Annotated in this window: 19 protein-coding genes; 9 read left to right on the top strand and 10 right to left on the bottom strand. The window is 63.6% G+C overall.

Annotated elements, in window-relative coordinates; all coding sequences use genetic code 11:
* Window positions 1-9 precede the first annotated feature (9 nt).
* The 3 genes from BM216_RS11225 to BM216_RS11215 form a co-directional block, all read right to left on the bottom strand.
* Window positions 10-1797 (bottom strand): adenine deaminase, encoded by a 1788-nt coding sequence (locus BM216_RS11225; protein WP_244530149.1) that lies wholly within the window; start codon window positions 1795-1797, stop codon window positions 10-12.
* Window positions 1794-2720 carry a nucleoside hydrolase gene (locus BM216_RS11220; RefSeq protein ID WP_092999080.1) on the bottom strand — a complete coding sequence of 309 codons (927 nt, stop codon included), beginning with the start codon at window positions 2718-2720 and terminating at the stop codon, window positions 1794-1796. Before BM216_RS11220 ends, BM216_RS11225 begins: the two co-directional genes overlap by 4 nt.
* A gap of 73 nt (window positions 2721-2793) precedes the next feature.
* A complete protein-coding gene (locus BM216_RS11215; RefSeq protein WP_177230760.1) occupies window positions 2794-3846 on the bottom strand; it encodes a LacI family DNA-binding transcriptional regulator in 1053 nt (350 codons plus the stop codon).
* 203 nt (window positions 3847-4049) lie between these two features.
* On the opposite strand from BM216_RS11215, the gene BM216_RS11210 reads away from it, so the two are divergent.
* Complete coding sequence (locus BM216_RS11210) at window positions 4050-5477, top strand: amidase (protein WP_092999078.1); 1428 nt, start codon at window positions 4050-4052, stop codon at window positions 5475-5477.
* A gap of 9 nt (window positions 5478-5486) precedes the next feature.
* Here the strand turns inward: BM216_RS11210 and BM216_RS11205 are convergent, their stop codons facing one another.
* Window positions 5487-6404, bottom strand: a complete 918-nt coding sequence (locus BM216_RS11205) for a LysR family transcriptional regulator (RefSeq protein WP_092999076.1) — start codon at window positions 6402-6404, stop codon at window positions 5487-5489.
* Between the two features lie 115 nt (window positions 6405-6519).
* Between BM216_RS11205 and BM216_RS11200 the strand changes: the two genes are divergently transcribed.
* Together BM216_RS11200 and BM216_RS11195 are read left to right on the top strand one after the other, a co-directional pair.
* Entirely contained in the window at window positions 6520-7695 is a 1176-nt protein-coding gene (locus BM216_RS11200) for an acyl-CoA dehydrogenase (RefSeq protein ID WP_092999074.1), read from the top strand.
* Window positions 7696-7886: 191 nt separating this feature from the next.
* Window positions 7887-8147 carry a hypothetical protein gene (locus BM216_RS11195; RefSeq protein WP_092999072.1) on the top strand — a complete coding sequence of 87 codons (261 nt, stop codon included), beginning with the start codon at window positions 7887-7889 and terminating at the stop codon, window positions 8145-8147.
* A gap of 31 nt (window positions 8148-8178) precedes the next feature.
* Here the strand turns inward: BM216_RS11195 and BM216_RS11190 are convergent, their stop codons facing one another.
* Window positions 8179-8928 carry a sulfite exporter TauE/SafE family protein gene (locus BM216_RS11190; protein WP_092999070.1) on the bottom strand — a complete coding sequence of 250 codons (750 nt, stop codon included), beginning with the start codon at window positions 8926-8928 and terminating at the stop codon, window positions 8179-8181.
* A 98-nt stretch (window positions 8929-9026) separates the two neighbouring features.
* Here BM216_RS11190 and BM216_RS11185 point away from each other — a divergent pair, with 98 nt between their 5' ends.
* The 4 genes from BM216_RS11185 to BM216_RS11170 all read left to right on the top strand — a co-directional run bounded on the left by BM216_RS11185 (window position 9027) and on the right by BM216_RS11170 (window position 13610).
* Window positions 9027-9908, top strand: coding sequence for a LysR family transcriptional regulator (locus BM216_RS11185; protein WP_092999068.1), 882 nt, complete (start codon window positions 9027-9029; stop codon window positions 9906-9908).
* 179 nt (window positions 9909-10087) lie between these two features.
* Entirely contained in the window at window positions 10088-10669 is a 582-nt protein-coding gene (locus tag BM216_RS11180; RefSeq protein WP_092999066.1) for a cupin domain-containing protein, read from the top strand.
* A 172-nt stretch (window positions 10670-10841) separates the two neighbouring features.
* The gene (locus BM216_RS11175; RefSeq protein ID WP_092999064.1) at window positions 10842-12278 is read left to right on the top strand and encodes an NAD-dependent succinate-semialdehyde dehydrogenase; all 1437 of its coding nucleotides are present in this window, start codon (window positions 10842-10844) and stop codon (window positions 12276-12278) included.
* A 225-nt stretch (window positions 12279-12503) separates the two neighbouring features.
* Window positions 12504-13610: a DNA alkylation repair protein gene (locus BM216_RS11170; protein WP_092999062.1), complete on the top strand. Its 1107-nt coding sequence runs from the start codon at window positions 12504-12506 to the stop codon at window positions 13608-13610.
* A gap of 39 nt (window positions 13611-13649) precedes the next feature.
* Here BM216_RS11170 and BM216_RS11165 read toward each other — a convergent pair whose 3' ends face one another.
* The 5 genes from BM216_RS11165 to cysP all read right to left on the bottom strand — a co-directional run bounded on the left by BM216_RS11165 (window position 13650) and on the right by cysP (window position 19985).
* The gene (locus tag BM216_RS11165; protein WP_092999060.1) at window positions 13650-15743 is read right to left on the bottom strand and encodes a DEAD/DEAH box helicase; all 2094 of its coding nucleotides are present in this window, start codon (window positions 15741-15743) and stop codon (window positions 13650-13652) included.
* A gap of 280 nt (window positions 15744-16023) precedes the next feature.
* A complete protein-coding gene (locus BM216_RS11160) occupies window positions 16024-17043 on the bottom strand; it encodes a sulfate/molybdate ABC transporter ATP-binding protein (RefSeq protein WP_092999058.1) in 1020 nt (339 codons plus the stop codon).
* Window positions 17040-17921: a sulfate ABC transporter permease subunit CysW gene (cysW, locus tag BM216_RS11155; protein ID WP_092999056.1), complete on the bottom strand. Its 882-nt coding sequence runs from the start codon at window positions 17919-17921 to the stop codon at window positions 17040-17042. The genes BM216_RS11160 and cysW overlap by 4 nt, the downstream gene beginning before the upstream one ends.
* 4 nt (window positions 17922-17925) lie before the next feature.
* Window positions 17926-18750, bottom strand: coding sequence for a sulfate ABC transporter permease subunit CysT (cysT, locus tag BM216_RS11150; protein ID WP_092999054.1), 825 nt, complete (start codon window positions 18748-18750; stop codon window positions 17926-17928).
* Window positions 18751-18986: 236 nt separating this feature from the next.
* Window positions 18987-19985 (bottom strand): thiosulfate ABC transporter substrate-binding protein CysP, encoded by a 999-nt coding sequence (gene cysP, locus BM216_RS11140; RefSeq protein WP_092999052.1) that lies wholly within the window; start codon window positions 19983-19985, stop codon window positions 18987-18989.
* 273 nt (window positions 19986-20258) lie between these two features.
* Here cysP and BM216_RS11135 point away from each other — a divergent pair, with 273 nt between their 5' ends.
* Together BM216_RS11135 and BM216_RS11130 are read left to right on the top strand one after the other, a co-directional pair.
* Complete coding sequence (locus BM216_RS11135) at window positions 20259-21278, top strand: glycosyltransferase family 2 protein (protein ID WP_092999050.1); 1020 nt, start codon at window positions 20259-20261, stop codon at window positions 21276-21278.
* Window positions 21275-22930: a hypothetical protein gene (locus BM216_RS11130; RefSeq protein ID WP_092999048.1), complete on the top strand. Its 1656-nt coding sequence runs from the start codon at window positions 21275-21277 to the stop codon at window positions 22928-22930. The genes BM216_RS11135 and BM216_RS11130 overlap by 4 nt, the downstream gene beginning before the upstream one ends.
* Window positions 22931-22942: the final 12 nt, after the last annotated feature.

Here is a 22942-nt window from a genome sequence, read left to right as displayed (position 1 = left end):
AAACTCCCGTCAGGCCAGAACTTCCAGAATGGGGCTTTCCAATAGCGTGCCGGTCGACACGTCGGCAATCCCCCGGTCGGTCTGGTGCGGGCCGGCATTGCAGGCAAGCGTCGCGCCAAAACAGGCCTTGAACACCAGATAGGGCGGCTCCCAGTCGACGATCGCGTCCATCACGGCCCTCACCTCGCGAAACCCGTCTGCGACCTCCTGCAACGGCGCCTCGGAAACGAGACCGGCAAGCGGCAGCGGCAGCAACGCCACCACCTCGCCTTCGCGCGCCACGGCCATGCCGCCGCCGGCAGAAATCACCGCATTGGCCGCCGCCGCCATGTCTTCCGGGTCGACGCCGAAGACGGTGAGGTTGTGGCTGTCATGGGCAAGCGTTGTCGCGAATGCGCCGCGCCATGTACCCCAGCCCTTCATGAAACCCAAACGGGTGCGGCTGTCTGCACGGCCGTGGCGGTGGGTTACGGCGATTAACACCGTGCCCTCCGGGGGTACCACGAAACCGTGTTCGACAGCCGCATCCGCCTGCCCCCAAGCCGTGAAGCGCGGCCGATCTATGGTCGCGATCCTGACTTGGGTGCCCTGCGAGCGAAGTCTGAAATCGTCTTCCTGCAGGAACTGAAGTTTTACCGAGCGGCGCAGCGGATTGGGGTCCATCCGGCGGACTTCGATCGCCATCGCGCCGTCGCGCGAAACGATGTGGCCGCTCGCCACCACCGCCCGGGTGCGGAACTCCGCAAGGTCTTCGAACAGCACGATATCGGCGCGCCGGCCCGCGGCGATCAGACCTAGATCGGCCCGGCCGATGCGGACGGCGCCGTTCAGCGTCGCGGCCTGCAGCGCCCATTCCGGCTTCATGCCGTAGCGCACCAGCCGCCGCACGACGTCGTCCAGCCCGCCGCCATCGGCGAGATCGTCGGGAAACACATCGTCGGTGCAGAGCGTCACCGTCTGCGGCAGATGGCCGAGCGTGTTCAAGGCATCGACGAATTCCGGCAGCAGATGGTCGTGCGACCCGCGCATCTCGATCGTCAGGCCGGCCCTCAGCTTGTCCATCAGGTCGTCTGCCGAGGTCAGCTCATGATCGGAGGTAACGCCGGCTGACATGAAGGCGGCAAGCTCCGGCCCGGAAAGACCGCGCGCATGACCGGAGACCAGTTTTTCCGACACCAGCGCCGCCTGCACGATGCCGCGCATGCGTGGTTCGCGGTCGACGATGCCGCGCATGTTCATCACTTCCGCAAGGCCGGCGATCTTCGGCCACATCAGCATTTCGTCGATCGCGTCGGCATCGAGATCGGCGCCGGCCACCTCGAAACCCGGGGCGGAAGGCACGCAGGACGGTGCCATGACCACCGCCCGAAGCGGCAGCGACTTCACCGCCTCGACCGACCATGCCACGCCGTCCACGCCGCAGACATTGGCAAATTCATGGGGATCCCAGACAACGGTCGTCACACCGCGCGGCACGACCGTTTCCGCATAGGTCGCCGGCGTCACCATCGAGCTCTCGACATGCATATGCGTGTCGATCAGTCCCGGCGAGAGAAACGTCCCGGTCGCATCGATCACCCTTTCGGCGTCGGAGCGCGCGCCGCGCTCGTGGACGCTGGCAATCATCGGTCCGACAATGCCGATATCGGCCGGTCTCAACTCGCCGGTCACCATGTCGATGAGGGTGCCGCCGGTGATCAGTATGTCGAAATGGGCGTCGCCACGCGCGGCGGCGACCGCCCGGTCGCGCAGGCAGGGATCGGTGAATTCGGCGACGGTCGCTAGGATGTCCTTCACCAGCTCGCCTCCGCCCTCAGGGTCTCGAGAATGACGGCCTTGGCCTTTTCGACGTCGATTTCGGCGGCGAACTGTGCGTTGAATTCTCCGCCGCGTCCCGGCCGCACTTCGACGACCGTACGGCCACGTGTCACCTGCCCCGCCACCTCGATGTCGATACGTGCCTCGCGCCAGTCCACGAGTTCCGGACGGGCAAAAGCCACGGCGGCCACGGCATCGTAGAGCGCCATCGCCGGCCGCCCGCGGCTCGTCGCGATCGCCACGAAACCGGCAAGCAGATCAGCCAGCAGCGTGGCATTGCGTCCGCCCGCGGCCCGCACGGGATCCACATCTTCCGGCGCGCATAGCACCTTGCGGCAAAGGTCGAGATCGACCATGCGCAACGGAATGCCATGGGCGAGCACGATAGCCACCGCTTCGGGGTCAGCGAAAGCGTTGAACTCTGCCGACGCCGTATGATTTCCGGCCGTCAGGCCACCGCCCATCCAGGTGAGGTCGGTGATCCTTGCTGCGAGATCCGGCCGCGCCAGCGCCACAGCTGCGATATTGGTGAGCGGTCCGAGCGCCAGGATCCGGCACTCGCCCTCGCTCTTTTCCAGCCATGCGCACAGCGCCTGAAACGCATCCTCGGGAAAATGATCCGGTGCTTCAGGCAGGGCCTGGCCGGCGGTCGGCATGCCAGCATCGCTCAGAATGGAGACTGCCGTCTCCAGCTTGCCGAATATCGGCAGCATCCGGCCGGCATGGATCGGAAACGGCCAGACGAAGGCAGCTGCAGCGGATGCCGCGTTGCGACGAACCTGCGCAAGAGGCGCATTGCCGAACACCAGCGACACGCCGTCGATGGCCATGCCTTCATGTGCCGCGACCATGATGGCCGCCAGATCGTCGAACCCCATATCGGTGTCGATCCAGATACCCATCACCCACGCCTCATAGTCACAACTATAACCTTTATCGATTTTTCGCTATATACGCTCGATTGCGGGAATTGGATCACTCGGATTCCTCCCGCTTCTGTATTTCTTCCGGAACCGCCACAGGGGCAGCGGTCGACTGGCGCACGATGAGCTGCATCGCTATCCGCTCACCGTTCGCAGCCATCGGCGCGGCAGCGACCGATGTGTCCTTGTTGCCGATCCCGATGCCCAGCGCAGCGACGGCGTTGCGCGCAATGAGGTCGAGATCCTGCCGCATCGTCGTCAGCTGCGGCGTCACCACCGACGACCAGACGAGATCGTCGAAGCCGCTGACGCTCGCCTGCCGAGGCACATCGATGCCGCTGCGCTGCAGTTCGGTCAGCACCCGAAGTGCCAGGAGATCAGATGAGGCGGCAAAGGCGGTAAAGCCTTCCGCGACTTTCGCCGAAAGGCCGAGGCACTGGCCGGCGCCGATCTCCGCCTCGCGCCTTTCGACCCAGAGGGTCTCGCGGCGGACATCCGGCCCGAGCCCGGCTTTGAGGCCACCGAGCCTGTCCACCTGCACGTTCGACGTCGTGCTCTGGCCGATCAGCAGCACGCGGCGGTGGCCGAGCGAGGCGAGATATCGCCCCATCTGCACGCCGCCCTCCCAGTGATCGGCGGAAACCGTGTTTCCGGGTGTGGACGGGCTGTCGATGATCGCGACCGGCGCGCCGATATCAACGACCCGCGAACCGCGCCGCGGAATGATGATCACGCCGTCCACGCCGCGCTCCAGCAGCCGGGCGATCGCCTCGGTCTGCCGTGCAATCTGGCCGCGGCTGTCGCCGATCAGGACGGCATAGCCTGCAGCCGACGCCGCATGCTCGATTGCCTGGGCAATCTGCGGAAAGAGAGGATTGGAAATATCGGGAAGCACGAGACCGATGACGCCGCTGCGCCCGGTCCGAAGCGCCTTGGCGGCCTGGCTCGGCACATAACCGATCTCTTCCGCCTTTGCCTTGATCGATGCCGCCAGATCGACCGAGACCCGCCCCTTGCCGGAAAGCGCGTTCGACACCGTCGCCGCGGAAACGCCAAGCGCTTCGGCAATCGCAGTCATCGTGGCTAGAGGGCGGTTGATGTTCATGAGTTCTGCGTGATTAAACGATTAATCATGAATACCCAAAGCAGGCCCTTCTGTCGACCCCGATACAACCGGATGTGGCATGACTGTGGCCACTGCGCCACGATTTTCCGGCCCGCGGCAACCGACGTCATTTCCGCCGCATCGCCTTGACTTGCCGCGCCCGACCGATTGAATTCGGCCCCAGCAAAAAAGAGGGGTAAAACATGCAGGCAGACGAGATCACCGGACTTTCCGCAATGCTTCTGTCGGAGGCTATCCACGATGGTCGAGCCTCCTGCGTCGAGGTCATGCAGGCCTATCTTGCAAGGATCGAAAAGCTCAATCCGGCGATCAACGCCATCGTCAGCCTGCGCGACGCGGACACGCTGATCGCCGAGGCGACACAACGCGACCGGGAGCTCGCCGGCGGCACCTCGCAGGGCTGGATGCACGGCATGCCGATCGCCATCAAGGACCTCTGCGAAGTAACGGGCATCCGCTGCACCTACGGCTCGCCGCTTTTCGCCGATTTCGTCCCCGATCGCGACGAGGCAATGGTCGAGCGTATCAGGCATGCCGGCGCCATCGTCATCGGCAAGACCAATACGCCCGAACAGGGCATGGGCTCGCAGAGCTACAATCCGGTACACGGCACGACGAAGACGCCTTACGACCTTTCGAAGACCGCCGGCGGCTCGAGTGGAGGGGCGGCGGCGGCACTCGCAGCCCATCTCCTGCCAGTCGCCGATGGCAGCGACATGATGGGCTCGCTGCGCAATCCGGCCGCCTTCAACAACGTCGTCGGCTTCCGCCCCAGCGCCGGCCGCATCCCCAATGTCCTGAAGCCCGAACTCTTCTCCAGCCGGCTTTCCACATTGGGTCCGATGGGCCGCACGGTCGCCGACACGGCGGCGCTGCTGGCCACCCAGGCCGGCTATGATCCGCGCGATCCGATGTCGCTGCCGACCGAAGACCTGACGCCGCAGGCCGGTCGTGACTTTTCCGGCGTCCGCATCGCCTGGCTCGGCGATCTCGGCGGATACCTGCCCTTCGAACCCGGCGTGCTGGACCTCTGCCGCTCGACCCTGCCCGTCTTCGAACGCCTCGGCTGTACGGTCGAGGATGTCGTGCCCGACTTCGACATGGCGGATCTCTGGCAATCCTGGACGACGCTGAGAAGCTGGCTCACCGCCAACGCCATGCGTGACACCTATGGCGATCCTGCCAAGCGGGCGAAGGTCAAGCAGGATATCATCTGGGAAATCGAGCGCGGCCTCGACATGACCGGTCGCGAGGTTCACTTCGCCTCGAAGCGCCGCACCGCCTGGTATCATTACGTACTGACCCTGTTCGAGCGCTACGACTACCTCATCCTTCCCTCCGCCCAGGTCTTTCCGTTCGACGCCGAAACGCCCTGGCCGAAGGACATCGCCGGGCAGACCATGGATACCTATCATCGATGGATGGAAGTGGTGATCGGCCCATCGATGGCCGGCCTGCCGGTTGCCGCCATGCCGGCCGGTTTCAGCGAACAGGGCCTGCCGAACGGCATCCAGATCATCGGCCGCCCATTGGCGGACAAGGCCGTGCTGGACATGGCACTGGCCTACGAAGCCGCGACCGATTGGCTGACGATCAGACCGAAACTATAAGCCTTCGGGCTACCAGGCGACGATCTCCTGCCTGTACCGCCCCACCTCCTCCAGCAGCCACGCCCGGAAGGCCACGACCGGGCGGAACTCGCTCTTGGCCTGCGGCGCCACGGCATAATAGGCGCTGGGGCTGACGACCTGATGGGGAAACGCCTCGACCAGCTGCCCGCTCGCCAGTTCCGTATCGATGAGGAACAGCGGCATAAGCGCCACGCCGAGCCCGGCAATGCAGGCCTGGGCGACACTGCCGAACTGTTCGAAGCGCATACCCTCGCCGGCCGTCGAGGCGATGTGCAGGCTCTCGAACCAGTGCTTCCAGGCGCCGGGCCGCGATGCCATGTGCAGAAGCGGCAGGCGCATCAGGTCTTCCGGCCGATTGACGGGATGGCTTTCGAGAAACGCCGGCGAGCAGACGGGCCCCACCATCTCGTCCATCAGGAATGTGCAGTCGGCGCCCGGCCATTCCGGCTGACCCACATGGATCGCCATGTCGATGCCGTCCCGGTCGAAATCGAAGACGCCGATCCTCGTTGCGAAGTTCAGCGTGATTTCGGGATGGCGCGCCACGAATTGCGGAATGCGCGGCATCAGCCAGCGCGTGCCGAAGGTCGGCAGGATCGCGAGGTTCAGCTGATCGCTATGCCGTTTGGTCATGACATGCAGCGAGGCCGAACGGATCTGCGCCAGCGCACCGGCGATCGCTCTGGCAAAATCCGCACCCGCCGGCGTCAGCATCACGCCGCGGCTTGTGCGGTCGAACAGCATCACGCCGAGCTGCTCCTCAAGCCCGGAAACCTGCCGACTGATGGCGCCTTGCGTCAGAGACAGCTCGTCGGCTGCAGTCGAAAAGCTGCCGAGCCGCGCAACGGAATCGAAGGCGGCCAGCGCCGATGTCGAGGGCAAGAGTTTTCGCGACAGGTTCGTCATGCCCTATTACTATCCGTCATGGCAGCTTGAGTAAACGGGCCTTGTTCACGCCGCATCGGCGGGGTAATCCGGCAGCCACACTGCTATTTCCGTGAACGGAACATCGGAGGATCCCTTGGCCTTTTCCTGGAACGACCCCTTCCTGCTCGACGACCAGCTGACCGAAGACGAGCGGATGATCCGCGATGCGGCGGCCGCCTTCGCCAAGGCCGAACTCCTGCCCCGCGTCCAGGAAGCCTATCTGGACGAGCAGACCGATGCCGGCCTGTTCCGGCTGATGGGCCAGACCGGCCTTCTCGGCGTCACGCTGCCGGAAGAATTCGGCGCCGCCAACGCCTCCTACGTCGCCTATGGCCTCGTCGCCCGCGAGATCGAGCGCATCGATTCAGGCTACCGTTCGATGATGAGCGTCCAGTCGTCGCTCGTCATCTACCCGATCTTCGCCTACGGCTCCGACGAACAGAAGAAAAAGTATCTTCCGGGCCTCGTCTCGGGCGAGATGATCGGCTGTTTCGGCCTGACCGAGCCGGATGCCGGTTCCGATCCGGGCGGCATGAAGACCCGCGCCGAAAAGATTGAGGGCGGTTATCGCCTGCGCGGTTCCAAGATGTGGATTTCCAACGCGCCGATCGCCGACGTCTTCGTCGTCTGGGCGAAGTCGGAAGCCCACAACAACGAGATCCGCGGTTTCGTGTTGGAAAAGGGCATGAAGGGCCTGTCGGCACCCAAGATCGGCGGCAAGCTGTCGCTGCGCGCTTCGATCACCGGCGAGATCGTCATGGACGGCGTCGAAGTGACCGAAGATGCGCTCCTGCCGAATGTCTCGGGCCTCAAGGGTCCGTTCGGCTGTCTCAACCGCGCCCGTTACGGCATTTCCTGGGGCGTCATGGGTGCTGCCGAAGACTGCTGGTTCCGCGCCCGTCAATATGGCCTGGACCGCAAGCAGTTCGGCAAACCGCTCGCCGGCATGCAGCTCTACCAGAAGAAGCTCGCCGACATGCAGACGGAGATCGCGCTCGGCCTGCAGGGTTCGCTCCGCGTCGGCCAGCTGATGGACCAGCACCGGATGGCGCCGGAAATGATCTCCATCGTCAAGCGCAACAATTGCGGCAAGGCGCTGGATATCGCCCGCCAGGCCCGCGACATGCACGGCGGCAACGGCATCCAGATCGAATTTCACGTCATGCGCCATTCGCAGAACCTGGAAACGGTCAACACCTACGAAGGCACGCACGACGTCCACGCCCTGATCCTCGGCCGCGCCCAGACCGGCATCCAGGCATTCTTCTGATCGACATTTACTGCGGCCCAAAGGCCGCCGACACCAGTTTTCCCCAGCTGGCCCGGCTCCGCGAAAGCGCGCCGGGTCTTTTTTATGCACGGTATCAGCGATTATGGCGGCGCTTGACGGATTCGGATCATTGTCACCAAAGCTGAATTCAATACCGTAGGGAGCCCATCGACAAATCAGCAGCGACCTTGATGAGCGAAACTATCAACCTTCCGCAGATGGCACCCGAACTCCACGCCATTCTGCTCGCCGAATTGCGGCGAGGAAACAGGATCGCTTCGGTCGGCGATTGGCCTCCGACTTGCAAACTGTTCGTCATTCTCTCGCGCCCTTTCGCCGAAGCCTATACGACATCACCGGAAACGATCTATTCGGAACTGAACGATCGCCATTACTGGAAAGCCGAATATTCCTATCGGGGTGGTTTCCAATGCCTCGCCTGCGGCTTTTAGTTCCCAAGTGATCCGATCCTCTGGCGCGCCGTTACCAGAAGCCGCGCAGCATCATCTCCGCACCGAGCACCGCGAGCGCGATGAGAAACCAGCGCTTGAACGTGGCGGGGCTGACGGCCTGTCTGACCTTCTGGCCGGCCCACATGCCGATCAGCGCCGGAATGACGGCAAGAGCCGAGACTGCCATGCCGTCGGGCTGATACGCGCCGCGGGAAGCGAGGCCGATGGCGAGCGCGATGGTCGATACCGTGAAGGAAAGCCCGAGCGCCTGAACCAGATCGTCCTTCTCGAAACCCAGCGCCTGGATATAGGGCACGGCCGGAATGACGAAGACGCCGGTCGCCCCGGTGACGAGCCCGGTTATCAGGCCGATCAGCGGAGAGAGCCAGCCCTCATAGGCGGGATTGACGCGATAGGGCCTGGCGACCAGCGTGTAGACGGCATAGGACACCAATGCGATCCCGAGCGCAGCGGTAGTCAGGCGCGTATCGCCGCCCGTCAGCATCGACGCGCCGGCCACCGTGCCGATCACGATCGCCACCATCATCGGCCCCAGTCGACGGATCATGCCGGCAAAGCTCGGCCCCGCCAAAAGCTGCCAGACATTGGTCACGAATGACGGGACGATCAGCATGGTCGCGGCCGCGAGCGGCGAAAGGAACGCGCCGAGCACGCCCATGGCCACGGTCGGCAGCCCCATGCCGGTCACGCCCTTGACCGTGCCGGCGACGAAAAATGTGAATACCACCGCGAGCAGCAGGGAGAGCGAAAACTCGTACATGGTCTCTGAATACGCCCACCAGCCATGTTCACAATGCGGCTTTGGCGTAGCCAGCCTTCGGCTGGACCGAAGGCTGTTACCGCTTTAGAATATCCTCCATGCGCTTCGACCTGACCGATCTTCGCCTGTTCCTGGCCGTTGCAGATGCCGGCAGCATCACCCGCGGGGCAGCCGATGTCGGGCTGTCGCTGGCCGCCGCCAGTGATCGGCTGCGTGAGATGGAAGCGACCGGAGAGGTGCGCCTGCTCAAGCGCGGCCGCCGCGGCGTCACCATGACCGAGGCCGGCGAGACACTCTCCCACCACGCCCGCAAAGTCCTGGACCAGGTCGCACTCATGCACGGCGAACTGGGTGAGCACGCCAAGGGACTGCGCACCACGATCCGCGTCCTCGCCAATACGGCAGCCGTCGTCGAAATGCTGCCGGTCCGGCTCTCGCCGTGGATGGCCGCGCATCCGCAGGTCGATATAGAGCTTCGCGAACGGCAGAGCCACGAGATCGCCCGCAGTGTGGCAGCAGGCTTTGCCGATATCGGCGTCCTGTCCGATGCCCTCGCCCATGAGGGGCTGATCCTCGAACCTTTTGCACTAAGCCGCCTCGTCGTCGTATCCGATGCAACGCATTGGCTTTCTGTCGAAAAAGAAATCCGCCTGTCCGGCCTGACCGACCAGCATTTCGTCGGCCTGGCGGGCGGAGCGCTGCAGGATCACATCGACGCTCAAGCGGAACGGATAGGCGCAAAGCTCCGATACCGGATCAAGCTGCGCAGCTTCGACGCGATCTGCACCGCGGCCGGAGAAGGTGTCGGCATCGCCATCGTGCCGGAGACCATCGCACGGCGCCACAGGCGTGCCTCCCGCCTTTCCATCACGCGCCTGACGGACCCATGGGCAACCCGGCATCTCTCCGTCTGCGCCATCTCCGGCACCGAACTGGCACCGCTCAAGCAGAGCCTGTTCGACCATCTGGCCGGCAGGTGACCTTCGACACCCGGCGGCAGCCATTTGGATCAGGCTTCATTTCATCCGTCATCAATTTGCGCCTCCTCTCACGCGCCACACCCTTTTTCGTCATTGGTAAAATCCGAATCCTGGGTGTATCAGTGAGCCGTCGCTGATGTTCGGCGGCAGATACGCATGAAGAAAGACGTTCCGTAGAAATGCACGCCACGAATAACGCCGCGGATGAAGCCGAGGGCGAGTTCAATGTCGGCGACCGGCTTCGCCTAGTCCGCACACAGCATGACCTCTCGCAGCGGGCGCTCGCCGTAAAGGCAGGCGTCACCCATTCGCTCGTCTCCCTGATCGAGAAGAACAAGGTCAGCCCCTCGGTCGCCTCACTGAAAAAGATCCTCGAAGCGATCGACTATCCGCTGACCGATTTCTTCGCCCTGACGCTGCCGCCGGTCGACCAGATCTTCTACCGCGCCGACGAACTGACGCCGCTGTCCACGGGCCAACTGACCCTGCTTCAGGTCGGCGACGCGAAAGCCCGCAGCCTCCAGATCTTCCACAGCTTCTACGAGCCCGGCGCCGATACCGGCGAGACCATGCTCGCCCACGAGGCGGAGGAAGGCGGCGTCGTTATCGCCGGCGAGCTTGAACTGACGGTCGGAACCCAGACCCGCATCCTGAAGCGCGGCGACGCCTTCCTGTTCAACAGCCGCCTGCCCCATCGCTACCGCAATGTCGGCCGCGAACGCTGCGAGATCGTCGGCGCCTGCACGCCGCCTTACCTCTGATCGGGACGCGCCGGCTCAGCATCATTTTTCATCCGATTAGTATGACTTTTTTTGAAGGCTGCACCGTTGATTGTGCAGCCTCTTTGTCTTAACTCAGCAACCGGAACCCTCCACCCCTCTGCCAGCGGCGTCCTGCCGCGCATCTGGCACTTCTTGAACGAAAGTGGACACCATGCAGACCTATCCCGACGTAAAGCTCTTCATCAACGGCGAATGGCGCGATGCCATCGGCGGCGAGACCCTGCCCGTTTCCGACCCGGCGACCGAGGAAGTGATCGGCAAGATCGCCCATGCCCGCAAGGCCGACCTCGATCTGGCGCTGGAAGCAGCCGAAAAGGGCTTCAAGGTCTGGCGCGACACGTCCGCCTTCGAGCGCTCCAAGCTGATGCGCAAGGCCGCCGAGATCATGCGCACCCGCGCCGACGACATCGCCTACATGATGACCCGCGAACAGGGCAAGCCGCTTGCCCAGTCGAAGATGGAGATCATGGGCGCAGCCGACACGATCGACTGGTTCGCCGAAGAAGCCCGCCGCACCTACGGCCAGATCATCCCGGCCCGCTTCGGCGGCGTGCAGCAGATGGCCATCAAGTTCCCGGTCGGCCCGGTTGCGGCCTTCACCCCATGGAACTTCCCGATCAACCAGATCGTCCGCAAGCTCTCGGCTGCCGTTTCCACCGGCTGCTCGATCATCGTCAAGGCTCCGGAAGAGACCCCGGCATCGCCTGCCGAACTCATCCGCGCCTTCGCCGATGCCGGCATTCCGGCCGGCGTCATCGGCCTCGTCTACGGCGTCCCGGCCGAGATTTCCGAATACCTGATCGCCCACCCGGTCATCCGCAAGATCTCCTTCACCGGCTCCACCCCGGTCGGCAAGCATCTCGCAGCACTCGCCGGCAAGCACATGAAGCGCGCCACAATGGAACTCGGCGGCCATGCGCCGGTGATGATCTTCGACGATGCCGATCTCGACAAGGCGATCGAAATCACCGCCATGTCGAAGTTCCGCAACGCCGGCCAGGTCTGCGTCGCGCCGACCCGCTTCCTCGTGCAGGACGGCATCGCCGACAAGTTCATGGAAGGCTTCGTCAAGGCTGCCGAAGCAATCAAGGTCGGCAACGGCCTGGAAGACGGCGTCGGCATGGGCCCGCTCGCCAACGAGCGCCGCATCCCGGTCATGGAAGACATGATCCATGACGCCGTATCCGCCGGCGCGACCCTCAAGACCGGCGGCAAGCGCATCGGCAACAAGGGCCACTTCTTCGAGCCCACCGTGCTCGCCGAAGTCCCGACCACCGCCAAGATGATGAACGACGAGCCCTTCGGCCCGGTCGCCATCGTCAACCGCTTCTCCAAGTTCGAGGACGCGATCGAGGAAGCCAACCGCCTTCCCTTCGGCCTCGCCTCCTACGCCTTCACCGGCTCCACCAAGACCGCCCACGCGCTCGGCCGCTCGGTCGAAGCCGGCATGCTGACCATCAACCACAACGGCCTTGCTCTCCCGGAAGTCCCCTTCGGCGGCATCAAGGATTCCGGTTACGGCACGGAAGGTGGTTCGGAAGCCGTCGAAGCCTATCTGGAAACCCGCTTCGTTTCGCAGATGAACTAAGCCTTTCATCGGTACTGACTACTCGAACCGGCCGGAGCCAACGCTCCGTCCGGTTTTCTTTTGCCTTGCCCGAGCCGCCGGAGTCGCCTACGAAAACAAAAGAAGAACACAACAGGGGACTAAACGATCCTCTGATACCCGACGTCATCCTCGGGCTTGTCCCGAGGATGACGGTGAGAGATGGCCGGATCCGATCATCCTCAACGGATACCGCAGGACAGGATAATGACCGACGCCACGACAGAAGCTGCGCCTCTCCTGAAGGAGATCTTCAACCAGGACAGGCTGAACCATTTCGCCCGGGAGACCACGGCGATCTGCCCGACCTTCGACGGCGAACGTTTTCTCGCCCTGGCTGCCGATGGCCTCGACGGTCTCAGCATCATGCAGCGGCTACGCCAGATCGCGGTCAGTTTTCATGCCGTGTTGCCCGGCGGTTTCGAGAAGAACATCGAGATTCTCCGAACGCTCGCCCCGCGCATAAACCATGGCTTCGCCTCGATCACCCTTCCGGAATATGTGGCGCTCTACGGCCAGGATCATTTCGACCTGTCGATGGAGGCACTGGCCTTCTTCACCCGCTTCGGTTCGTCGGAATTCGCCATCCGGCACTTTCTCCAGAAGGACCTGGCCCGAACGGTTGAGGTCATGAAAGGCTGGTCGACCGATGAGAACGAACACGTCCGCCGGCTTGCGAGCGAAGGCTGCCGTCCCCGCCTGCCGTGGTCGTTCCAGCTGAAGCCGCTGATCGTCGATCCTTCTCCAGTCTCGCCGATCCTCGAAAACCTGAAGAGCGACCCCAGCCTCTATGTCCGCAAATCCGTCGCCAACCATCTGAACGACATCACCAAGGACCATCCGGAATGGGTGCTGGAAAAGCTGGAGACCTGGGACCAGACGGATGCCCGCACCGGCTGGATCATGAAACAGGCGCTGCGCACCCTGATCAAGAAGGGCGACACCCGCGCGCTGCATGTCTTCGGCGCCGGCCACAAGGCTGACGTCGAGGTCGAGGCCTTCTCGGTCACGCCCTCGGCGCTGAAGCTCGGCGGTGCCGTGAAGATCACCGCGAAACTCGCTTCGACCGCGTCGAAGGAACAGAAGCTGCTGATCGACTATGCCGTCCACTATGTGAAGAAGACCGGCGGCACATCGAAAAAGGTCTTCAAATGGAAGGAGCTGACGCTTGCACCCGGCGCCACGGTCGAGCTTGCGATCAGCCGCGCCATCCGCGACTTCACCACCCGCATACACTATGCGGGCAGGCATCCGGTCGACCTGGTCGTCAACGGCGAAGTTCTGGCGACGGAAGCTTTCGACCTCACCACCTGAACAAAAAGAAAGAGCACCGCCGGGGCGATGCTCTGATCCTTACTTCCGCTTGTCGAAACCGCCCTTGCCGGCAGGCTTCTTCTTGAAGGGCTTGTCGCCGTCAGCCTTGGCAAACGGCTTGTCGCCAAAAGCCTTCTTCTTGAACGGCCGGTCGCCAGCAGGCTTGTCACCATAAGGCTTGTCTCCGCCCTTCTTGGCGAAACCGCTCTTCGGCTTTTCGCCCCAGACGTCATCGTCCATGCGGCGCTCGGCGCTGGCCTTCTCGCCCTTCGGCTTCCAGTCCTTGCGCGGGCCGTCACCCGCCGGCCTGTCACCGAAAGCCTTGTCGCCAAATGCCTTGTCGCCACGCGGGCCGTCCTTGGCGAAGGGCTTGTCCTTGCGGAAACCGTCCTTCTTCGGGCCGTCCCTGAAAGGCTTGTCCTTCCACGGCTTGTCCATGCGCGGGCCTTCGCGCTTGGTGAACCCTTCGTCATCGGTGCCACGGGAGAACTTGGAAAAGTCCGGGGCGGCATCCAGACGCGTCACGCGAATGCCGCGGTCCATCATCCGGTCCTTGCCAAGCTTCGCCATGAACTTGTCGGCATGGGCTTCGGCAATCTCGACGAAGGTCTCGTCGGCCTGCATCTTGATCGCGCCGATCTCGTTCTTGCTGAGATCGCCGCTCTTGCAGATGGTCGGGATCAGCCAGCGCGGTTCGGCGCGCTGCTTGCGGCCGACCGACAGCGAGAACCAGACGGCCGGACCGAAATCGCCACGCGGCGTCAGCGGACGGGAAGCGGCGTCATTGCCGCCCTCGCGAGGCTTGCGGGCCTCGAGCGAAACCACGTTGACTTCTTCCGGCGCGGAAATCTTGCCGCGATAGAGCGACACGAAGGCGGTCGCGAGCTTTTCGGCATCGAAACGCTCGACAAGCTTGGCGACCAGCGCCTGTTCGTCCTCGTCCTTCGCCACATCCGTGAAGATCGGATCGGCAAACAGCCGTTCCTCGTCACGCGCCGTCACCTCGTCGGCCGAAGGCGGGTTCGCCCAGGTCGGCTCGATCTTGGCGCCGAACAGCAGACGCTCGGCCTTGCGGCGCTGGCTGACCGGAACGATGAGGGCGCTGACGCCCTTGCGGCCGGCGCGGCCCGTACGACCCGAACGGTGCAGAAGGGTCTCCGAATTGGTCGGCAGGTCGGCATGGATGACGAGCTCGAGGCCCGGCAGGTCGATGCCGCGGGCGGCAACGTCGGTCGCGATGCAGACGCGGGCGCGACCGTCGCGCATCGCCTGCAGCGCGTGCGTCCGCTCGTTCTGGGTGAGTTCGCCCGACAGCGCCACGACGGAGAAGTTGCGGTTGGAAAGCCGCGCATGCAGATGATTGACGGCAGCACGCGTCGAGCAGAACACGATCGCATTCGGCGCCTCGTAATAACGCAGCACGTTGACGATGGCGTTTTCACGGTCATGCGGGGTGACCAGCAGGGCACGATAATCGATATCGATATGCTGCTTCTGCTCGGCCTGGGTGGAGATGCGCACCGCATCGCGCTGGTAGCTCTTTGCCAGCTTGGCGATCGCTGCAGGCACGGTCGCCGAGAACATCAGCGTGCGGCGGTCGTCAGGCGCGGATTCCAGGATGAATTCCAGGTCCTCGCGGAAACCGAGGTCGAGCATCTCGTCGGCCTCGTCGAGCACGGCGACGCGGACCTCAGACATGTCGAGCGCGTTGCGGCGGATATGGTCGCAGATGCGGCCCGGCGTGCCGACGACGATATGCGCGCCGCGTTCCAGCGCACGGCGCTCGGAGCGGATATCCATGCCACCGACGCAGGAGGTGATCTCGGCACCGGCTTCGGCATAGAGCCAGTCGAGCTCACGCTTGACCTGCATGGCAAGCTCGCGGGTCGGCGCGATGACGAGCGCCAGAGGTGCCCCGGCGCGGCGAAAGCGGTCTGCATCTTCCAGAAGCGTCGGCGCCATGGCGATGCCGAAGGCGACGGTCTTGCCGGAGCCGGTCTGGGCGGAGACCAGCGCGTCGGACGTCGCGAGCGCAGGGTCCAGCATCGCCTGCTGCACGGGGGTCAGCGTCTCGTATCCACGCTTCTGCAAAGCCTGCGCGATCGCCGGAACGGCGCCGTTGATATCGGTCATCTATGTTGTCTTTCGGATTTTCATGGGCTCTTAGCCCCAAGGCTGCAACGATCGCAGCCGAACGTTGCGCCGTCCCTATCGCGTAAGGGGCGAAAAGTCAAAGCATGGGTGGATTGCGTGCCGGATAGGGGCTGCGACGCGTGAAGTCCCTCCCCCTTGTGGAAATGGGTCGAGGAGAGATGGCGGCACCTGCTTCCCTCATTCCTGTGCTTGTCACAGGAATCCAGTGGCGCCGCGTCTGCGGTGCCGGAATGAGGGTGCGTGTGGCTTACTTGAGCCGTTAGATCGCAAACACCTTCGCCCGCCGCAGCGTCACAAATCCAGTCTCGCCAGCGTTCAGAATCCGTTCCGGCTCAACGTCGAATTCCAGCGCCTCGCCCGCTTGTGTCTCAGCCAGCACCCGCCGTCCATCCGGCCGATCCAGTACGCGGGTGATTTTCGCCGCAATCCCCGGCCCGGCTTGCGCCCAGTCGAGATCGGCCGGCCGCGCGTAAAGCTCCGCCCTGCCGTCGGCGACACCCGAAGCCTCCACCGACACGTCTCCGGCATAGGCACGTCCATCGCGCACATCGGCCGCAATCACATTGGCGTCGCCCAAGAACCTCATCACGAAGGCAGATTGCGGATCGCGGCAGACCTTTTCCGGCGTCCCCTGCTGGACAATCTGGCCGTCCTTCAGGATCACCACCCGGTCGGCGAGATCGAGCGCCTCTTCCTGGTCGTGGGTGACGAACAGCGTGGTGATGCCGAGTTCCGAGTGGATCTCGCGCAGCCAGCGGCGCAGGTCGCGCCGCACGTTTGCATCGAGCGCGCCAAATGGCTCGTCGAGCAGCAGCACCTTGGGATCGACCGCGAGCGCACGGGCGAGCGCCACGCGCTGCCGCTGGCCACCGGAAATCTGCGCCGGGAACCGGTCGCCCAGCCCCTCGAGACGCACCAGCCGCAGCAGGTCGGCAACGCGGGCATCTATCGCCGCCTTGTCGCGCTTCACCTTCGATACCTTCATGCCGAAGGCGATGTTGTCGGCGACCGTCATATGCGGGAAGAGCGCGTAATGCTGGAAGACGAAGCCGACGCCGCGGTCGCGCACCGGAATGTCGGTCGCATCCTGATCGCCGAAATGGATCGTGCCGCCATCGGAATATTCGAGACCCGCCACCATGCGCAGGATGGTGGTCTTGCCGGAACCGGAAGGACCGAGCAGCGCGACCAGTTCGCCGCTCTCGATATCGAGCGACACGTCCTTCACGGCGCGGAAGGTCTCGAAGGTTTTGACGACGTTTTCGAGGCGGATCTTCATGATGTTTTCTCTGCCGGGTTGGCCTGTTTGCGGACGCGGCCCGCGCCTTGCCGCTCGAGTGCGACCTTGGCGATGATGGTGAAGACGGCGATCAACGCCAGGATGGAGGCCGAGGCAAAGGCGCCTGCCGCCTGATAGTCGTGATAGAGCAGTTCGATATGCAGCGGCAGCGTATTGGTCTGGCCGCGGATGTTGCCGGACACCACCGATACCGCGCCGAACTCGCCCATCACGCGGGCGTTGCACAGGATGACGCCGTAGAGCAGCGCCCATTTGACGTTGGGCAGCGTCACCGCAAAGAAGGTGCGCCAGCCCGATGCGCCGAGCGAGGTCGCCGCCTCTTCCAGATCACGCCCCTGCGCCTGCATCAGCGGGATCAGTTCGCGCGCCACGAAGGGGGCGGTGACGAACATCGAGGCGATGATGATGCCGGGAATGGCGAACAGAATCTTGATATCCCAGGCATCGAGCAGCGGCCCGAACAGGCCCTGCAAGCCATAGACGAAGAGATAGGCGACACCGGCCACGATCGGAGAGACCGAAAACGGGATCTCGATCACGACGAGCAGAAAGCGCTTGCCCCAGAAATCAAACTTGGTGATCGCCCAGGCGGCCGAGATGCCGAATACGGTATTGACCGGCACGGCGATCAGCGCCGCCAGCACGGTGAGCATGATCGCGTGCTGCGTGTCCGGATGGATGATCGTGTCGCGATAGACAGCCCAACCCTTCGCAAACGCCTCGACGCCGATGATGATCAGAGGCGCGACGATGACGAAGGCGACGAGGAAAAGGACGATGCCGATCAGCGTGCGGCGGAAAACCGGGGTATCACCGACGCGCGGCGGTTTTCTGCGGGTGGAGACGGAAGCGCTCATGATCCTACCCCTTCACCGTGTAACGCAGAGCCCGCGCCTGCAGCCAGTTGGTGACGGCAAGCATGAAGAAGGCGGTCAGCAGCAGAACCGAGGCGATCGCGGCCGCCGCCTGGTAATCGTACTCCTCCAGCCGGATGAAGATCAGCAGCGCGGTGATCTCCGTCGACATCGGCTGGTTTCCGGCGATGAAGATGATCGCGCCGAATTCTCCGAGGCAGCGGGCAAACGACAGCGACACGCCGGCCAGCAGCGCCGGTGCCAAAAGCGGCAGGATGACTTTGCGGAAGATCGACCAGTCGGAACCGCCGAGGGATTGCGCCGCCTCTTCCAGGGCCGGATCGAGATCCTCCAGCACCGGCTGCACCGTACGCACGATGAAGGGCAGCGAGGTGAAGCACATGGCGATCATGATGCCGAGCGGCGTATAGGCAACCTTGATGCCGAAGCCTTCCAGCACCGAGCCGAACCAGCCGTTATTGGCAAACAGGGCGGTCAGCGCGATACCGGCGACGGCCGTCGGCAGCGCGAACGGCAGATCCACCATGGCATCGACGATCCGCCGGCCGGGAAAACGGTAGCGGGTGATCACCCAGGCAAGCGCCAGACCGAAGAACAGGTTGAAGATCGTCGCGCCGAGCGCCGACAGCACGGTGACGCGGTAGCTTGCGAGCGCCCGCGACGACGAGATGATCCGCCAGTAATCCTCCGGCCCGAGGCTCGCCGCCTTGATGACGAGAGCCGCCAGCGGCAGCACCACGATCAGGCCGACATAAAACAGAGTCACGCCCAGCGATAGCGGCAGGCCGGGCAGGACATTGCGTCGTCTCAAGCGGTCGGTTCCTTATCAAAGCAAATCCGGCGAGCCGTCAGGATCGCCGGTTGGATGTCGCAGTTCGTGGCTTCCCTCATCCCTGTGCTCGTCACAGGGATCCAGCCGACGCGCGTCTGCGCGGCGAAAGAGCTTTTCCAGCCCAAAGACTTGGGCTGGCTGGATTCCTGTGACAAGCACAGGAATGAGGAGGTGGAGGCGATGGCCTTACGAGAAAGGCCACCTTCGAGGAAGAATTACCGGCTGCCGTAAAGCTTGTCGAGTGTGCCGCCGGAGGCGAAGTGCTCGGACTGGATCTTCGACCAGCCGCCGAACACGTCGTCGACATTGACGAGGCGGATCTCGGGGAACTGGTCCTTGAACTCGCCGGCGACCTTCTCGTTATGGACGCGGTGGCCGAATTCGGCGGCAATGCGCTGGCCTTCTTCCGTGTAGAGGAAATCGAGATAGGTCTTGGCCAGTTCTTCCGTGCCGTGCTTCTTGGCGACCCTGTCGACGACGGCGACCGGGAATTCTGCGAGCAGGCTGCTCGACGGAATGACGTTCTCCACCTTGTCCTTGCCGAACTGCTTCTCGATGCCGCGGGTTTCGGCTTCGAAGGTGATCAGCACGTCGCCCTGGCCGCGTTCGACGAAGGTCGTGGTGGCCGCGCGACCGCCGGTGTCGAAGACCGGGACATTGTCGAAGATCTTGGTGATATAGGCGTCGATCTTCTCCTGGTCGTCCTTGTATTCCTCCTTCGCCCAGGCATAGGCGGCGAGATAGGTGTAGCGCGCATTGCCCGAGGTTTTGGGGTTCGGGAAGACGGCATGGACGTCGTCACGGCCGAGATCGGCCCAGCCCTTGATGTTCTTCGGATTGCCGGCGCGCACCAGGAAGGCCGGGAAGGAATAGAAGGGCGAGGCGTTGTTCGGGAAAGCCTTGTTCCAATCCGCCGCGACAAAACCCTGCTTGGCAAGGAAATCGATATCGGTCGACTGGTTGAAGGTCACGACGTCGGCTTCCAGACCCTCGACGATCGAGCGCGCCTGCTTCGAGGTGCCGGCATGCGACTGGTCGATGGTCACGCCCGGATGCGCCTTGATGAAGGCTTCGTTCTCGGCGACGAAAAGCTCGCGGGCAACGTCGTAGGAGGCGTTGAGCAGCTTCTGTTCCTGCGCCATCGCCGGCCCATGGATCGTGGGACTTACGAAGAGGGCGGCAATCGCAGTGCCGAGAATGAGGAGGCGGTTCATCAAAAGTCTCCGGGCATGGCCAAGGATCGGCCGGGAATTGAAATCTGAGCGGAAACCTACCGGCGCTACCAGGAAACCGCGAGAAACCGCCCTCCCCGCGACAGACCGCCATTAGAATTTTCGTCCATTTTCCGCCTCATTCGGCAATGGTTTTGCCCGTGTATCGAGGTGCCCGTTTCTACCGGCTCGTTTATCAATATTTGCCCGAGTTCTTCCGCAGTCCGATCATCTGAAAGTAATTCTATTTTAAGTCGCTGAAATTAGCTTGGCGGCATGAGCAATTTCGAACTCTCCGTCGTCGTTCCCTGCTTCAATGAAGAAGCCGTTCTGGAAGAGTTTGCCCGGCGGATGGCGCTCGCCTGCGCGGCCGTCACCGACCACTATGAAATCGTCTTCGTCGACGACGGCTCGTCCGACGCGACCTGGTCGATGATCGAAAGCCTGGCGGATCGCGATCCCCGCGTCGTCGGCATCCAGCTCTTCCGCAATCACGGCCACCAGCTCGCCGCCAGCGCCGGCCTATCGCTTGCCCGGGGCGAGCGTGTGCTGCTGATCGACGCCGACCTGCAGGACCCGCCGGAACTTCTGCCGCTGATGGCAAAGCGCATGGATGAGGGTTTCGACGTCGTCTATGGCCGGCGCATCGCGCGTGCCGGCGAAACCGCCTTCAAACGTGCTACCGCCTCGTTGTTCTACCGGCTGCTGAACAAGCTTTCCTCGGTCCCCATTCCCGAAGACACCGGCGATTTCCGCCTGATGTCGCGCCCCGTGGTCGACATCCTCAACGACATGCCGGAGCGGCATCGGTTCATCCGCGGCATGGTGAGCTGGATCGGCGGACGCCAGGCAGCCTTCCCCTACTCCCGCGATGCGCGCTTTGCCGGCACGACCAAATATCCGCTGCGCAAGATGGTCTCGCTCGCGATCGACGCACTCACCAGCTTCTCGACCAAGCCGCTGCGCGTCGCCGTCTGGCTCGGGCTCGTCTCGTCGCTCTTCGCTTTTGCCATCCTTGTCTACGCGGTCACGGAATGGGCACTCGGCAATGCCGTTCCGGGCTGGGCAAGCTCGGTCGTCGCGATCTCCTTCTTCTCCGGCACGCAGCTCTTCGTCATGGGCGTGTTCGGCGAATATCTCGGCCGCGTCGTGCAGGAGGTCAAAAGACGGCCGCTGTTCACCATCGGCCAGATCCGCCGCGACGAGATGGCGGGCGAGACTGCAGGCAGCATCCAGAGCCTGCAGAAGGCGGTGGACGCCTATACCGACGCCGAGAAGCGGACGAAATTGAGATGACTGTGACGTCTGCGGCGGACGACAGGGGCGCGCCCTCGACGGCCGGGCAGGCCGTATCGTCGGCGGCAAGCCGTCGGACCGCCGTCTATCTGATGGTCGCGGCACTCGCCTCGCTGATCCCGATCCTGTCGGTACGCTTTCCGCCGATGACCGACTACGCAAACCACTATGTCCGCATGTGGCTTCTGGCCGGCGGCATCGAGCGCCCGCATATGGCGCAATTCTACGAAATCGACTGGAACGTCGCCTGGACCAATATCGCCATCGACCTTGTCGCGGCAGGGCTCGGCAAGATCGTCTCGATGGATGTCATCGGCCCGCTCGTACTCGGGCTTGCGGCACTCCTGCCGGCCGTCGGCGTAGCGCTCCTCAATCGCAGGCTCTTCGGCGGATTTCATTGGTGGCAGCTGCTCTGCTTCATACTCGCCTGGAACGCCGTCTTCCTCTTCGGCTTCATCAGCTTCCTGATCAGCCTCGGTCTGGCGCTGATCTTCGCTTATGTCGACCAGGGCCTGAAGGGCCGTGGCTGGGCTGTCACCTTTGCGTCGCGCGCAGTCTCGGCAGCCCTGCTCCTCGTCGCCCATCCCTTCGGCCTGCTCTTCTACACCGCCCTGCTGGCAGCGCTGGAATTCGGCCCGTCGCTTGCTCCCTTCCGCACAGCCAGAGCCCTGCTCGGCGTCGCCGGGCGCGTCGTGGTCGCGATCGCTCCGGTCTTCGTGCCGCTGGCCATCTTCCTCCTGTTCGGCCCGTCCCTACCCGGCCAGAAGGATGTGTCGCTGTTCGACAGCATGTACTGGGTCGATGCCTGGTCGCTGCGGCGTGCCCTGCTGCTGCTCACCTACTTCACCACCTACGACCTGCGCGTAGACTTCCTCTATCTGCTGCTGATGTTTGTCGTGGTTCGGGAAACGATAAGGCGCGATCTCATTCGCGTGCATTGGGGACTGGTGCTGGCGGCGATTGCGACGGCGATCGTTGCGGTGTTCGTACCCACTTTGGTGTTCGATACCGGCGCCATCGATCGCCGCCTACCCTGCATGGCGGTGCTGGCGGCCGTTGCGGGGTTGAGGCCCGATGTCAGGGGCAGGCTGCAATCCCTGATGCTGCCGGCGATCCTGCTGGTCGTCCTCTCGCGGATTGCGTTCGTCGAATATGTCTGGCTGCAGCGCGCAGCCGATGTCAGATCGGTCGAGGCCGCCCTGCAGCAGGTTCCGCCGGGCTCCGCCGTCCTGCCCCTGCTGCACGAGATCCACGGCGACAACATCAACCAGGCGCCGATCGGGCGGATGGTGGCCGGCGTGGTGCCGAGTTTCTGGCACTATCCCGCCATCGTCAGCCTGGAGCGGGACGCCTTCATGCCGTATCTCTTCACCGCGCCCGGCAAGCAGCCCCTGCGTGTGCGCGCTCCGTGGAACGAAATCGCGGTTCCGGAAGCCATCCCCTTCCCCGTCCACCTGCTGAACGTGCCGGAAAATCGCCTCGACCCCTATATGAGCGACTGGAAGAACCGTTTCGACTATGCGCTGGTCATGAACGCCGACATGGAAAGTCCGCTGAGGCTGATGCCCAGGATGGACAATCTGCATCTCATCGCCGACGAAGGCTTTGCCCGCCTCTACCGCATCGATCACCCGCAGGCCCCGAAACCGTAGGTCGCGCAAGGC

The organism is Rhizobium sp. NFR07, from assembly GCF_900111905.1.
Taxonomy (GTDB): domain Bacteria; phylum Pseudomonadota; class Alphaproteobacteria; order Rhizobiales; family Rhizobiaceae; genus Neorhizobium.
Note: the sequence above shows the minus strand (reverse complement) of the source record. Positions and strands in the feature narration are given on the sequence as shown.

Excerpts from the sequence above, each read along its gene's own strand:
- BM216_RS11165 (WP_092999060.1), bottom strand. The coding sequence starts at position 15,743 with ATGACCGATATCAACGGCGCCGTTCCGGCGATCGCGCAGGCTTTGCAG.
- BM216_RS11130 (WP_092999048.1), top strand. The coding sequence starts at position 21,275 with ATGACTGTGACGTCTGCGGCGGACGACAGGGGCGCGCCCTCGACGGCC.
- BM216_RS11180 (WP_092999066.1), top strand. The coding sequence starts at position 10,088 with ATGCACGCCACGAATAACGCCGCGGATGAAGCCGAGGGCGAGTTCAAT.
- cysW (WP_092999056.1), bottom strand. The coding sequence starts at position 17,921 with ATGAGCGCTTCCGTCTCCACCCGCAGAAAACCGCCGCGCGTCGGTGAT.
- BM216_RS11160 (WP_092999058.1), bottom strand. The coding sequence starts at position 17,043 with ATGAAGATCCGCCTCGAAAACGTCGTCAAAACCTTCGAGACCTTCCGC.
- BM216_RS11170 (WP_092999062.1), top strand. The coding sequence starts at position 12,504 with ATGACCGACGCCACGACAGAAGCTGCGCCTCTCCTGAAGGAGATCTTC.
- BM216_RS11215 (WP_177230760.1), bottom strand. The coding sequence starts at position 3,846 with ATGAACATCAACCGCCCTCTAGCCACGATGACTGCGATTGCCGAAGCG.
- BM216_RS11175 (WP_092999064.1), top strand. The coding sequence starts at position 10,842 with ATGCAGACCTATCCCGACGTAAAGCTCTTCATCAACGGCGAATGGCGC.
- BM216_RS11185 (WP_092999068.1), top strand. The coding sequence starts at position 9,027 with ATGCGCTTCGACCTGACCGATCTTCGCCTGTTCCTGGCCGTTGCAGAT.
- BM216_RS11210 (WP_092999078.1), top strand. The coding sequence starts at position 4,050 with ATGCAGGCAGACGAGATCACCGGACTTTCCGCAATGCTTCTGTCGGAG.
- BM216_RS11195 (WP_092999072.1), top strand. The coding sequence starts at position 7,887 with ATGAGCGAAACTATCAACCTTCCGCAGATGGCACCCGAACTCCACGCC.
- BM216_RS11190 (WP_092999070.1), bottom strand. The coding sequence starts at position 8,928 with ATGTACGAGTTTTCGCTCTCCCTGCTGCTCGCGGTGGTATTCACATTT.
- cysP (WP_092999052.1), bottom strand. The coding sequence starts at position 19,985 with ATGAACCGCCTCCTCATTCTCGGCACTGCGATTGCCGCCCTCTTCGTA.
- BM216_RS11220 (WP_092999080.1), bottom strand. The coding sequence starts at position 2,720 with ATGGGTATCTGGATCGACACCGATATGGGGTTCGACGATCTGGCGGCC.
- BM216_RS11205 (WP_092999076.1), bottom strand. The coding sequence starts at position 6,404 with ATGACGAACCTGTCGCGAAAACTCTTGCCCTCGACATCGGCGCTGGCC.
- BM216_RS11135 (WP_092999050.1), top strand. The coding sequence starts at position 20,259 with ATGAGCAATTTCGAACTCTCCGTCGTCGTTCCCTGCTTCAATGAAGAA.